Here is a 13,042-nt window from a genome sequence, read left to right as displayed (position 1 = left end):
GCGCGGGGCGCGGACGGCCGTGAGAGATGACGACCATTTCTCCTCGCTAGCGTCATGCTGAGCTCGTCTCAGGATTTACCCGTCCGCACCCCCAGGTGCCAAGGTGTTCGCGGTACGGTGGATACTGAGTAGTTCAGAGGACGTCACTCGATGGGGGTGACGCCCGCGATCACGCTCCTGCGTGGGGTCTAGCGCCCACTACACCGCCCGCCCGTAGACGCGATCATCGTGCCAGGTCGCGCCGACCAGGAAGCGGCGTTCGCCCACCACCGAGAAGCCGTGCTTCTCGTAGAAGGCATGCGCGCGCCGGTTGCCGCCATACACGCCAAGCAGCACACGGGCGCATTTCATGTCTAGCGCGTCGACGAGCGCTCGCGCGATCAGTGCCGCGCCCAATCCTGTGCCATGATACGGCGCCAGCGCGTAGATCCGCTTGAGCTCGATATCACCCTGCTCCGGCGCCACTGGCAGGTCCGGTGCGGTCAGCAGCGTGTAGCCCACCGGCGCCGCGCCGGGCTCGATCTCGGCCAGCGTCGCGATCGCGCCCGCGGCGAGATAGCGCGCGAACGCCGCCGCGCTGCTATTGCGCCCAACATGGGCGACGATGTCCGTGCCATCGAGCACGCCCGCGAACGCCTCGAGGAAGGTCGCGCCCGCGACCAGCGCGAGCGCGTCCGTATCCTCGGCCCCGGCGCGACGCAGACGCCACGCCGACGTCGTCATCTCAGCCGACGATCTCTTCGGGCTTGAAGAAATAGGCGATCTCGATCGCGGCATTCTCGTCAGAGTCCGAACCGTGCACCGAGTTCGCCTCGATCGACTCGGCCAGCTCCTTGCGGATCGTGCCGGGGGCGGCGTTCTCGGGGTTGGTCGCGCCCATGATGTCGCGGTTGCGCTGTACGGCGTTCTCGCCCTCGAGCACCTGGACGACCACCGGACCCGAGATCATGAAGCTGACCAGGTCACCGAAGAAAGGCCGCTCCTTGTGGACGGCGTAGAAGCCCTCGGCCTGCTCCTTGGTCATCTGGATGCGCTTGGACGCGACGACGCGGAGCCCCGCCTCCTCCAGCATCTTGGTGACGGCGCCGGTCAGGTTGCGACGCGTCGCGTCGGGCTTGATGATCGAGAAGGTACGGTTCGCGGCCATGACGGTCACGGGCTCCTGCTGATAGATAAGGGAAGTGGCGCTCCCCTAGGCGGGGGCGCGGCGCGAGGCAAGCGCTACGCCGCCTGCTCCCAGCGCCCGCTCTCGTTCTGTTTCCAGTAGCGCCGCGCAACGCCGGGGCGCTCCGCCAGCGCCTTCCATGCCGCGCGCGCGGGAGCGATCTGATCCTCGGCGAAGAAGTGGAACACGCGATCGAAGTCGAGCGCATCGTCGCGCCACTCCCCGTCGACCAGCGCGACGTGACGCGCGCCGTTGGCGGCATCGAGCGTCTCCGCGATCAGCACCGGCTGGCGCTGGTCGTCGCCCTCGCCCAGCCGCGCGTGCGGCAGGAAACTGGCGGGCGTGTAGCTCCACAGCAGCCGATCGAGCGCCAGCCGCTGCGCCTCCTCGGCGGCGACGATCAGCAGCCGCGCGCCGTTCGCCACCACTTTCTCGGCCACCTGCGGCAGCGCGCGCTCGAGCGGCATGCGGGTCAGATGGTAGAAGTCCACCTGCACCGTCCGCTCGCTCGGGTCGCCCGCCACCGCGCTCACGCCTCGCAGGCGTCCGCGACGAAGCGGTCAAGCACGCGCACGCCATAGCCGGTCGCGCCCTTGGCCCAGGTTGGGCCGTCCTTGTCGGCCCAGACCATGCCAGCGATGTCGAGGTGCGCCCAGGCGACGCCCGTCTCGACGAAGCGCTGGAGGAACTGCGCCGCGGTGATCGAGCCGGCGCCGCGCGGGCCGACGTTCTTCACGTCGGCGATCGGCGAGTCGATCAGCCGGTCGTAGGCGTCGGCGAGCGGGAAGCGCCACAGTTGGTCGCCCGAGGCGCGCCCGGCGGCGAGCAGCGCGTCGGCCAGCGCGTCGTCGTTGCTGAAGAGACCGCCATACTCGTTGCCGAGGCTGACGATCATCGCGCCGGTCAGCGTCGCGAGGTCGACGATCCGCGTCGGCTTGTGCTCGCGCTGCACCCAGGTCAGGCAGTCGCACAGCACCAGCCGCCCTTCCGCGTCGGTGTTGATCACCTCGACGGTCTGGCCCGACATGGTGGTAACGACGTCACCCGGCCGTTGCGCGTTGCCGTCGGGCATGTTCTCGACCAGCCCCATCACGCCGATGACATTGGCCTTGGCGCCGCGCTTGGCCAGCGCGAGCATCGCGCCCGCCACCGCCGCGGCGCCGCCCATGTCCCACTTCATGTCCTCCATACCGGCGGCCGGCTTGATCGAGATGCCGCCGGTGTCGAAGGTGACACCCTTCCCGACCAGCGCGGTGAGCGGTGCGCCCTCGCCTGCCCCCGTCCAGCGCAGCGCGAGGATGCGGGCGTCGCGCGCCGAGCCCTGGCTGACGCCGAGAAGCGCGCCCATGCCGAGGTCGCGCATCTCCGCCTCAGTCAGCACCGTCGCCTCCAGCCCGAGGCCGTCAACCGCGGAAAGCACGCGCTCGACGAAGGTCTCCGGGTAGAGGATGTTGGGCGGCAGCGTGGCGAGCAGGCGGGCGAGCGCGACGCCGTCGGTCACCGCGGCGCGGTCGCGCCACGCCGCGTCGCTTCCCACGACCGTGAGCGAGGCCAGGCTGGGTTTCTGCTTGTCCGCGAGCTTGGTGCGATACTCGTCGAAGCGCCATGCGCGCTGCGCCGCGCCCGCCGCGAAGCGCGCCGCCGCCAGCGGCGCGGCGGCGCCGAGGTCGGCCACGGCGGCGGTGACTCCGCTGGTGAGCAGCCGCGCCGTCAGGGCGCCGCCGGCGCGCTCGTAGCCGGCGTCATCGCCAGTTCCGACCCCAAGGAGCAGAACGCGCCGTGCGCCGCCCTCCGCGGGGACGAACAGCTCGGCGACGCTGCCCGCCTCGCCATCGAAGCGCTGGCCCGCGGCGGCCGCGGCGAGCAGCGGGTCGGCCTCATCGACCAGCCCGGCGGTGCCGCCACCCTTCTGTACCGGCAGCGCCAGCACCTCGCCCGCGGCGAGGGCGGTGTCGGGGCGGGTGGCGGCGAACGCGATCTTCATGCGACTGTCCTTCTCGATCATGCGCGTTGAATAGGGCCGAGCGCGTGAACTGGCAAAGCGTTGCAGCCGCGCCTGTGCGATGCGATAGGGCGGCGTTGCGCCGTCGCCATCCCGGCCGCGCGCGCGGGGGTGCAACGGAAGCGACGTGACGCGTAACGATCTTCTCGCCGGCGGCGCGCTGTGGCTGCTCGCCGCCGTCCCGGCCGCGGCGCAGGCACCCGACGCGCCCGCGGCGCCGGCGACTTCCGCCGTCGCGACCCCCGCGCCGGCCGCCGCGACCGAGACCGAGCAGGTCCAGTTCAGCGCCGCCGCGCTAGAGTATGACACCGAGGCCGACATCGTCACGGCCACCGGCGAGGTGCGGATGACGCGCGGCGCCGACCGGCTGCGCGCCGAGCGGGTGGTCTGGAACCGCAAGACCGGCAAGGTGGTGGCGACCGGCAACGTCGCGGTGACCGATCCCGAGGGCGACATCGCCTACGGCGACTCGATCGAGCTGACCGATACGCTGCGCGACGGCATGGTCGACAACCTGCTGGTGGTGCTCGAACAGGGCGGTCGGCTCGCCGCCGTCCGGGGGACGCGCGAGCCCAGCGGCATCTACAATCTGGACCATGCGGTCTATTCTCCCTGCGCGGTCACCGACTCGGAGGGCTGCCCGAAGGAGCCGGCGTGGAAGATCACCGCGGTCAAGGTGACCTATGACGCCGACCGCCAACGCGTCTCGTACGAGGGCGCGCGCTTCCACCTCTTCGGCCTGACCAGCCCCTCGCTGCCGCGCTTCAGCCACTCGATCGCGCAGAGCAACGACAGCGGCCTGCTCACCCCCTCGATCGGCCTCACCCGCCTCAACGGCGCCGAGCTGGTGCTGCCGGTCAACTTCGCCCTCGGCCCGAACCGCTCGCTCGTCATCGCGCCGCACCTCTTCTCGTCCGAGGTGCCGATGCTCGAGGCGCGCTACAGCGCGGTCAACGAGCTCGGCGCCTATTCGATCGCGGGCTATGCCACCAGCAGCCGGCGCAGCGACGACCTCTCAAGCGGCTTCATCTCGGACACCACCCGCGCCTTCCGCGGCTATCTAGACGGCAGCGGACGCTTCCAGTTAGATCCCAACTGGAGCATCTCGGGCTCGATGCGGATCGTGACCGACCGCACCTTCCTGCGCCGCTACGACATCTCCAACGACGACCGGCTGCGCACCACGATCGCGCTCGAGCGGATCGACACAGACAGCTATTTCTCGCTCGCCGGCTGGGCGGTGCAGACGCTGCGCGTCGGCGACCGTCAGGGCATGCAACCGGTGGCGCTGCCCGAGCTGGACTATCGCCGCCGCATCACCGACGCCCCGCTCGGCGGCGTGCTGCAGCTCCAGTTCAACACGCTCGCGGTCGGGCGCAAGGCGGGCCAGGACACGCAGCGCGCCTTCGCCAGCGCGCGCTGGGACTGGCGCGGGGTCACCGTCGCGGGTCAGGAAGTGACGCTGACCGCTTATGCCCGCGGGGACGCCTATAACTCGGACGACACGGTCGCCACCGCAGTCGACCAGTATCGCGGCATCGAGGGGTTCCAGACGCGCGCGATCGGCGCGCTCGCGGCAGACGTGCGCTGGCCCTTCGTCGGCGAGCTGTTCGGCGGGCTGCAGCGCTTCTCGCCGCGCGTCCAGGTCGTCGCCACGCCGCGCACGCGTAACATCCAGGTACCCAACGAGGACGCGCGCGCGGTCGACCTCGAGGACTCCAACCTATTCGCGCTCAACCGCTTCCCCGGTTACGACCGGTGGGAGGATTCGAGCCGCGTGACCTATGGCGCCGACTGGTCGCTCGACCTGCCCGGCGTCGCGATCACCACCAACGTCGGCCAGAGCTACCGCCTCAACTCGCGACCGAGCATCCTGCCCGACGGCACCGGCCTGTCGGACCGCTTCTCCGACATCGTCGGGCGCACCAACGTGCGCATCGGCGAGTTCGTCACGCTCACGCACCGCTACCGGCTCGACAAGGACAACTTCGCGGTACGCCGCAACGAGCTCGACGCCACGGTCGGCTCGCGCCGTACGTACGCCAGTGTCGGCTATCTCCGCCTCAACCGCGACATCACCGAGCTGGAGGATCTGCAAGACCGAGAAGAAGTCCGCGCCGGCGGCCGCGTCGCCTTCGCGCGCTTCTGGTCGCTGTGGGGCTCAGCGGTGGTCGACCTCACCGATCGCGCCGAGGACCCGCTGTCGCAGGCCGACGGCTTCACCCCGATCCGCCATCGGCTGGGCGTCGCCTATCAGGACGATTGTCTCGAACTGGGCCTGACCTGGAAGCGCGACTATCGCACCGTCGGCGATGCCCGTCGCGGCGACAGTTACCTGTTGACGCTTTCCTTCAAGAACCTCGGCCGCTAAGCCCCTGTTCAGTTCGCTCCGGGCAGGAACGGCCGCTGCGGCCCTTGTCCGGGAGCCGTGGTGGACGCGACGACGTGCGGCGACGCGATAGGGATTTCGAGACACACGTGATGATCAAGACGAGGCGCGCGACGCTGACCCGCCGGTTGCTGGCGGCGCTGCTGATGGTGGGGACGGCCGGCGTGGCGATCGCGCAGACCGCCGCGGATCAGGACGGTGCCGAGCAGGAGGGCCAGGGCGTCGACCCGACCGGGCTCGGTCTGCCCGCCAACCTTCAGGTGTTCGGCAACGTCGACCCGAACGTCCGCAAGGCGACGGCGATCGTCAACGAGGCGGTGATCACGCGCACCGACGTCGATCAGCGCGTCGCGCTGATCGCCGCCGCCAACAACGTCAAACTGTCCGATCAGGAGCGCGACCGGCTCCAGCTCCAGGTGCTGCGCCAGCTGATCGACGAGACGCTGGAGATCCAGCAGGCCAAGACCGCCGACGTCACGATCACCAAGGACCAGATCGATCAGAGCTTCGCCCGCGTCGCGCGCAACTTCGGCAAGACGCCCGAGCAGTTCGCCGCCTTCCTGCGCGAGAACGGCTCGTCGGATCGCTCGATCCGCCGCCAGATCGAGGGCGAGCTGGCGTGGAGCCGCTATCTGAGCAAGCGGGTCGAGCCGTTCGTCAACGTCGGTGACGAGGAGGTGAAGGCGATCCTCGACCGGCTCGAGGCGGCCAAGGGCACGGAAGAGTTCCACCTCAACGAGATCTATCTCGGCGCGACACCCGACCGGCAGGAGCAGGTGTTCACCAACGCGCGCCAGCTGATCGCCGAGATCGGCCAGGGCAAGGCACCCTTCGCTTATTTCGCGCGCAACTTCTCCGAGGCATCGACGCGCGGCGTCGGCGGCGATCTCGGCTGGGTGCGCGCCGCGCAGCTGCCCGATGCGTTGGCCCAGACCGCGACGACGATGCAGGTCGGCCAGGTGGCCGGTCCGGTGGCGACGCCGGGCGGCTTCTCGATCCTCTACCTCGTCGACAAGCGCCGCGTCGGCAGCGCCGATCCGCGTGACTCGCGGCTCAGCCTGAAGCAGCTGACGATCAAATTTCCCAGCGGCACCACCCAGGCGCAGGCGACCGCGCGCACCTCCGCCTTCGCCGAGGCGATCCAGAAGCTGCAGGGCTGCGGCTCGGTCGACAAGGTCGCCGCGACGCTCAACGCCGAGGTGGTCAACAACGACGCGATCCGCATCCGCGACCTGCCGCCGCAGCTGCAGAACATCATGGTCAACCTACAGGTCGGCCAGGCCACCCCACCGTTCGGCTCGCCGACCGAGGGCGTGCGCACGTTGGTGCTGTGCGGGCGCGACGAGGCGCAGGGCGGACAGCTGCCCGGCGCGCAGCAGGTGCAGAACCAGCTCGAGCAGCAGCGCGTCAACCTGCGCGCGCAGCAGGCACTCCGCGACCTGCGCCGCGACGCGGTGATCGAGTATCGCTGAGGACCGCCGCGTGACCCAGCCGATCGTCATTTCGATGGGGGATCCCGCGGGGATCGGGCCGGAGACGATCGCCAAGGCGTGGATGGAACGCGAGGCGCGCGCGCTCCCGCCGTTCGTCGCGGTCGGCGACGGGCGAGCGGTGGCACGCGTATGGGATGGGCCGATCGCGCCGGTGAGCGACCTTGCCGCGGTGGACCGCGTCTTCGCCGAGGCCTTGCCCGTCCTCACCGTGCAGGACGCGGGCGAGATCGTGCCGGGCCAGCCAGACGCCGACGGCGCGCGCTGCGCGCTCCACGCATTGGAGCTCGCCGCCGGGCTGGTGCGCTCGGGCGCGGGCCGCGCCTTGGTCACGGGCCCGGTCTCCAAGTCGCAGCTCTACGGCGTCGGCTTCACGCATCCGGGCCAGACCGAGTTCGTCGCCGAGCGCTGCGGCATCGCCCGCGACAATGCGGTGATGATGCTTGCTGGCCCTGGGCTGCGCGTGGTGCCGATCACGACCCACGTCGCGCTCGCCTCGGTGTCGGGGCTGCTGAGCGTCGAGCTGATCGTCGCCAAAGCGCGCGTGACCGCGCGCGGGCTGACGCGCAACTTCGGCATCGCCGCGCCGCGGCTCGCCTTCGCCGGCTTCAACCCGCACGCCGGCGAGGACGGCACGATGGGGCGCGAGGAGATCGACGTGATCCGCCCGGCGATCGAGCAGCTCGTCGCCGAGGGCATCGACGCGCGCGGCCCCTACCCCGCCGACACGATGTTCCACGCCCGCGCCCGCGAGCAGTATGACGCGGCCTTGTGCTGCTACCACGACCAGGCGCTGGTGCCGCTGAAGACGCTCCACTTCGACGATGGCGTGAATATCACCCTGGGGCTGCCGATCGTGCGCACCTCGCCCGACCACGGCACCGCCTTCGGTATCGCCGGCACGGGCGTGGCGCATCCCGGCGCGACGATCGCCGCGATAGCCATGGCGGACGCCGCGGCGCGCCAGCGTGCCCTCTGCGCAGCAGCGGCGTGAGTGACGTGCCCACGCCGGCGGCGCTGCCGCCGCTGCGCGACGTCATCGCGCGCTACGGCCTCAACGCGTCAAAGGCGCTGGGGCAGAACTTCCTGTTCGACTCGCAGCTGCTCGCCCGCATCGCGCGCGTGCCGGGCGATCTCGCCGGCGCCGAGGTGCTCGAGGTCGGGCCGGGTCCGGGCGGGTTGACGCGCGCGCTGCTCGCCGCGGGGGCGCGCGTCACCGCGATCGAGCGCGATCGCCGCTGCATCCCCGCGCTGGCCGAGCTGGGCGCGGCCTTTCCGGGGCGGCTCGAGGTGATCGAGGGCGACGCCACCGCGATCGACGCGCGCGCGCTGTTCACGAGCGCGCCGCACATCGTCTCCAACCTGCCCTATAATGTCGGCACCGCGCTGCTGGTCGGCTGGCTATCGGCCGAGTGGCGACCGTGGTGGCAGTCGCTCACGCTGATGTTCCAGCGCGAGGTGGCGGAGCGCATCGTCGCGCCGGTCGGCGGCGACGCTTATGGTCGGCTCGCGGTACTGGCGCAGTGGCGCGCGAGCGCGCGGATCGCGATGCCGGTGCATCGCTCGGCCTTCACCCCGCCGCCCAAGGTCATGTCGGCGGTGGTCCATCTCGTACCCGAAGAGGCTCCGGAGGGCGTGCGGCTGGCGACGCTCGAGCGGCTGACCGCGGCGGCGTTCGGGCAGCGGCGTAAGATGCTGCGGCAGAGCCTGCGCGGCGTGCCCGGCGCGATCGAGGCGACCGAGGCGGAAGGGATCGACCCGACACGGCGCGCGGAAACGGTCAGCGTCGCGGAGTTCGTCGCCGTGGCGCGGCGACTGGATGAAGGCCGGGGCTGAGCGATCGGGGCGCCCCGCTCGTCGCCCGGTCCTAGCAGGCGACGATCCGGCGCCAGTAGACTCCCAACCCTTCCGACCTCCCGGACTTGTTCCGGGATCCACTGCTCCGCGGCAGCAACGCTCCGAGAGGTTCGCGGCCCGGTGGATCCCGGAAGAAGTCCGGGAAAACGGGAGAGAAAGAGAATAAGGTGTCGTTCACGAAAGCCGCACCAACCCACCGTTCGGGTGGACGACCGCCTCCCTCTCAGATGAACTCGATCTTCGACACGACGTAATAACGATCCCCCGCCGGCACCGCGACCTCGACCTCGTCGTCGACGCTGCGCCCGATCAGCGCGCGGCCGAGCGGCGAGTTGTAGCTGATGCGGCCGGTCTTGGCGTCGGCCTCAGTCTGGCCGACGATCTGGTAGCGCACCGGCTTGTCGTCCTCGTCGATCAGCGTGACGGTGGCGCCGAACACGATCTTGTCGCCCGACAGATCGCGCGGGTCGATGATCTGCGCGCGGCTGAGCTTGTCCTCGATGTCGGCGATCGACGCCTCGATCTGGCCCTGGCGCTCCTTGGCGGCGTGATATTCGGCGTTCTCGGAGAGGTCGCCATGGGCGCGGGCTTCCTCGATCGCGTCGACGATCTGCGGCCGCTCGGTCTTGAGGCGCTTGAGATCAGCGTTCAGCTTCTCATAGCCCTCCTGCAGCATCGGCATCTTCTCGACCGTCGCCATCGTCTATCCTTCGAATAACACCCCCCGAGCGGCCGCGTCGTCGCGACCGCCCGCACCATCCGGATTGTCTGGGGATCAGTTGTGCGGCTGCGAATAATAGGCCTGCAGCGGACGCACTTCAAGCTTGCCCCCGGAATTGCCCGCCACACCGGCGCTGATCGCCGCCGCGGCCTGCACCGCCGCCGAGGCGGTGGTGAAATAGGGGATCTTGCCGTTGACCGCCGAGGCGCGGATCGGCTGTGAATCCTTGAGGCTCTGCCACCCTTCGGTGGTGTTGAAGATCAGGTCGATCTTGCCGTCCTTGATGCGGTCGACGATGTGCGGTCGCCCCTGCGCCACCTTGTTGATCCGCTCGACCGGTAGCCCGGCGCGCTCGAGATGGTCGGCGGTGCCCGCGGTGGCGACGATCGCGAAGCCGGCCTCGACCAAAGCGCGCACCGCGGGAACGATCGCCTCCTTGTCGCCCTGTTTCACGCTGACGAACACCGCGCCGCCGCTCGGCAGCACCGTGCCCGCGCCGAGCTGTGACTTGGCGAAGGCGGTGGTGAAGTCGCGGTCGATCCCCATCACCTCGCCGGTGCTCTTCATCTCGGGCGACAGCACCGGATCGATCCCGGGGAAGCGGCTGAACGGGAACACCGCCTCCTTCACCGCGAAATAGTCGATGTCGCGGTCGATCGCGGGCAAATCGGCGAGCTTCTCCCCCGCCATCACGCGCGCCGCGATCTTGGCGATCGGCGCGCCGATCGCCTTGGCGACGAACGGCACGGTGCGGCTCGCGCGCGGGTTGACCTCGATGAGATAGACCAGCCCGTCCTTCACCGCGAACTGGATGTTCATCAGCCCGCGCACCGACAGGCCGTTGGCGAGCGCCTCGGCCTGGCGCTCGATCTCGGCGACGATCCCGGGCGCGAGCGAATAGGGCGGGATCGAGCAGGCGCTGTCGCCCGAATGGACCCCCGCCTCCTCGATATGCTGGAGTACGCCGGCGACCACCACCTGATCGCCGTCGCAGATCGCGTCGACGTCGACCTCGACCGCGTCGCGCAGATACTGGTCGATCAGCACCGGGGCGTCGCCCGACACCTGCACCGCGGTCTGGATATAATCCTCGAGCTGCTGGTCGCTGTCGACGATCTCCATCGCGCGCCCGCCGAGCACGTAGCTCGGCCGCATCAGCACCGGATAGCCGATGCGGTTGGCGACGTTGAGCGCCTCCTCGCGGCTGCGCGCGATGCCGTTGGCGGGCTGGAGCAGCTTGAGCCGGTTGACCAGAGCGGCGAAGCGCTCGCGGTCCTCGGCGAGGTCGATCGCGTCGGGCGAGGTACCGAGGATCGGGATCCCCGCCTGCTCCAGCGCGCGCGCGAGATTCAGCGGGGTCTGGCCGCCGAACTGGACGATCACGCCGACCAGCTCGCCCGACTGCTGCTCGACGTGGAGGATCTCGAGCACGTCCTCGGCGGTGAGCGGCTCGAAATAGAGCCGGTCCGACGTGTCATAGTCGGTGCTCACCGTCTCCGGGTTGCAGTTGACCATGATCGTCTCATAGCCCTGGTCCGCCAGCGCGAAGCAGGCGTGGCAGCAGCAATAGTCGAACTCGATCCCCTGCCCGATCCGGTTCGGCCCACCGCCCAGGATCACGATCTTGCGCCGGTCGCTCGGCTGCGCCTCGTTCTCGGGCTCGCCGAACATCGGCGCCTCATAGGTCGAGTACATGTACGGCGTCTTGGCTTCGAACTCGGCGGCGCAGGTGTCGATCCGCTTGAACACCGGGCGGACGCCGAGCTTGACGCGGTGCTGGCGCACCTCCTCCTCGGTCACGCCGCCGGTCATCGCCTTGACCGCCTCGTGGATCAGCCCCGAGCCGCGCGCGATGCCGCGTTCCATCCCGCGCAGGTTGGCCGACTGGAGCGCGAGCCAGGCGAGCCGCTTGTCGGAGAAGCCCATCGCCTTGAGCCGGCGCATGCCGGGCGCGTCGATCGGCAGGCCGTGGGTCATCACCTCGGCCTCCGCGGCAACGATCTCGGCGATCCGCTCGAGGAACCACGGGTCGTATTTGGCGATGGCGTGCACTTCCGCGACGGTGAAGCCTTCCCGAAGAGCCTGGGCGGCGACGAGCAGCCGGTCGGGCGTCGGCGCGGCGAGCGCGGCCTCGACCTCGGCGCGCGGCGCGCCGACGAGCCGCTCGACGTCGTTGAAGCCCGACAGGCCGGTCTCCAGCCCGCGCAGCGCCTTCTGCATCGACTCGTGAATATTGCGCCCGATCGCCATCACCTCGCCGACCGACTTCATCGCGGTGCCCAGCGTCGCCTGCGCGCCCTTGAACTTCTCGAAGGCGAAGCGCGGGATCTTGGTGACGACATAGTCGATCGTCGGCTCGAACGAGGCCGGGGTGGCGCCGGTGATGTCGTTCTCGATCTCGTCGAGTGTGTAGCCCACCGCCAGCTTGGCGGCGACCTTGGCGATCGGGAAGCCGGTCGCCTTGCTCGCCAGCGCAGAGGAGCGCGACACGCGCGGGTTCATCTCGATGACGATGAGCCGCCCGTCCTTCGGATTGACCGCGAACTGGACGTTGGAGCCGCCGGTCTCGACGCCGATCTCGCGCAGCACCGCGATGCTGGCGTTGCGCATGATCTGATATTCCTTGTCGGTCAGCGTCAGCGCCGGCGCGACGGTGATGGAATCGCCGGTGTGGACGCCCATCGGATCGATGTTCTCGATCGAGCAGATGATGATGCAATTGTCCGCGCGGTCGCGGACCACCTCCATCTCATATTCCTTCCAACCGAGCAGCGACTCCTCGATCAGCACCTCGGTGGTGGGCGAGGCGTCGAGCCCCTTGCGAACGATCTCGAGGAACTCCTCGCGGTTGTAGGCGACGCCGCCGCCCGTGCCGCCGAGCGTGAAGCTGGGGCGGATGATCGCGGGCAGCCCGACCTTGTCGAGCCCGGCGAGCGCCTCGGCCTCGCTGTGGGCGATGTGGCTGCGCGCGCTCTCCAGCCCGATCTTGTCCATAGCGTCGCGGAACTTGAGCCGGTCCTCGGCCTTGTCGATCGCCTCGGCGTCGGCGCCGATCATCTGGACGCCGTACTTTGCCAGCGTGCCGTCGCGGAACAGCGCCAGCGCGGTGTTGAGCGCGGTCTGCCCGCCCATGGTCGGAAGCACCGCGTCGGGGCGTTCCTTGGCGATGATGGTGGCGACCACCTCGGGGGTGATCGGCTCGACGTAGGTGGCGTCGGCCAGCTCGGGGTCGGTCATGATCGTCGCCGGGTTCGAATTGACCAGGACGATGCGATAGCCCTCTTCCTTGAGTGCCTTGATCGCCTGCGTGCCGGAATAGTCGAACTCGCACGCCTGGCCGATGATGATCGGCCCCGCGCCGATGACGAGGATCGAGGAGATGTCGGTGCGTTTGGGCATGCGTCAGATCCTGCCTTCA

General features: G+C 69.7%; 10 protein-coding genes. 4 read left to right on the top strand and 6 right to left on the bottom strand.

Annotation, left to right across the window (positions count from 1 at the left end):
* Window positions 1–198 precede the first annotated feature (198 nt).
* The 4 genes from KZ820_RS00885 to KZ820_RS00870 form a co-directional block, all read right to left on the bottom strand.
* Window positions 199–723 carry a GNAT family N-acetyltransferase gene (locus KZ820_RS00885; protein ID WP_219746852.1) on the bottom strand — a complete coding sequence of 175 codons (525 nt, stop codon included), beginning with the start codon at window positions 721–723 and terminating at the stop codon, window positions 199–201.
* 1 nt (window position 724) lies between these two features.
* The gene (ndk, locus tag KZ820_RS00880) at window positions 725–1,147 is read right to left on the bottom strand and encodes a nucleoside-diphosphate kinase (RefSeq protein ID WP_132907906.1); all 423 of its coding nucleotides are present in this window, start codon (window positions 1,145–1,147) and stop codon (window positions 725–727) included.
* 74 nt (window positions 1,148–1,221) lie between these two features.
* Window positions 1,222–1,662 carry a DNA polymerase III subunit chi gene (locus KZ820_RS00875; RefSeq protein ID WP_219748031.1) on the bottom strand — a complete coding sequence of 147 codons (441 nt, stop codon included), beginning with the start codon at window positions 1,660–1,662 and terminating at the stop codon, window positions 1,222–1,224.
* Window positions 1,663–1,694: 32 nt separating this feature from the next.
* Complete coding sequence (locus tag KZ820_RS00870; protein ID WP_219746851.1) at window positions 1,695–3,149, bottom strand: leucyl aminopeptidase; 1,455 nt, start codon at window positions 3,147–3,149, stop codon at window positions 1,695–1,697.
* Between the two features lie 145 nt (window positions 3,150–3,294).
* Here KZ820_RS00870 and KZ820_RS00865 point away from each other — a divergent pair, with 145 nt between their 5' ends.
* From KZ820_RS00865 to rsmA, 4 genes are all read left to right on the top strand, one after another.
* Complete coding sequence (locus tag KZ820_RS00865) at window positions 3,295–5,538, top strand: LPS-assembly protein LptD (protein WP_219746850.1); 2,244 nt, start codon at window positions 3,295–3,297, stop codon at window positions 5,536–5,538.
* 110 nt (window positions 5,539–5,648) lie between these two features.
* Window positions 5,649–7,028 (top strand): peptidylprolyl isomerase, encoded by a 1,380-nt coding sequence (locus KZ820_RS00860; RefSeq protein WP_219746849.1) that lies wholly within the window; start codon window positions 5,649–5,651, stop codon window positions 7,026–7,028.
* Between the two features lie 10 nt (window positions 7,029–7,038).
* On the top strand, window positions 7,039–8,040 hold the full coding sequence (gene pdxA, locus KZ820_RS00855; protein ID WP_219746848.1) for a 4-hydroxythreonine-4-phosphate dehydrogenase PdxA: 1,002 nt from the start codon (window positions 7,039–7,041) through the stop codon (window positions 8,038–8,040).
* A 5-nt stretch (window positions 8,041–8,045) separates the two neighbouring features.
* Window positions 8,046–8,882 (top strand): 16S rRNA (adenine(1518)-N(6)/adenine(1519)-N(6))-dimethyltransferase RsmA, encoded by an 837-nt coding sequence (rsmA, locus tag KZ820_RS00850; RefSeq protein WP_308462164.1) that lies wholly within the window; start codon window positions 8,046–8,048, stop codon window positions 8,880–8,882.
* Between the two features lie 244 nt (window positions 8,883–9,126).
* Here rsmA and greA read toward each other — a convergent pair whose 3' ends face one another.
* Together greA and carB are read right to left on the bottom strand one after the other, a co-directional pair.
* Window positions 9,127–9,603 (bottom strand): transcription elongation factor GreA, encoded by a 477-nt coding sequence (greA, locus tag KZ820_RS00845; RefSeq protein ID WP_132907901.1) that lies wholly within the window; start codon window positions 9,601–9,603, stop codon window positions 9,127–9,129.
* 75 nt (window positions 9,604–9,678) lie between these two features.
* Window positions 9,679–13,023: a carbamoyl-phosphate synthase large subunit gene (carB, locus tag KZ820_RS00840; RefSeq protein ID WP_219746847.1), complete on the bottom strand. Its 3,345-nt coding sequence runs from the start codon at window positions 13,021–13,023 to the stop codon at window positions 9,679–9,681.
* Window positions 13,024–13,042: the final 19 nt, after the last annotated feature.

The sequence above is a fragment of the Sphingomonas citri genome (assembly GCF_019429485.1).
Lineage (GTDB): Bacteria > Pseudomonadota > Alphaproteobacteria > Sphingomonadales > Sphingomonadaceae > Sphingomonas > Sphingomonas citri.
This window is presented reverse-complemented; position numbering and strand designations above follow the sequence as displayed.

Coding starts and splice junctions, on each gene's coding strand:
- KZ820_RS00870 (WP_219746851.1), bottom strand. CDS start 3,149: ATGAAGATCGCGTTCGCCGCCACCCGCCCCGACACCGCCCTCGCCGCG.
- KZ820_RS00885 (WP_219746852.1), bottom strand. CDS start 723: ATGACGACGTCGGCGTGGCGTCTGCGTCGCGCCGGGGCCGAGGATACG.
- carB (WP_219746847.1), bottom strand. CDS start 13,023: ATGCCCAAACGCACCGACATCTCCTCGATCCTCGTCATCGGCGCGGGG.
- ndk (WP_132907906.1), bottom strand. CDS start 1,147: ATGGCCGCGAACCGTACCTTCTCGATCATCAAGCCCGACGCGACGCGT.
- greA (WP_132907901.1), bottom strand. CDS start 9,603: ATGGCGACGGTCGAGAAGATGCCGATGCTGCAGGAGGGCTATGAGAAG.
- KZ820_RS00860 (WP_219746849.1), top strand. CDS start 5,649: ATGATCAAGACGAGGCGCGCGACGCTGACCCGCCGGTTGCTGGCGGCG.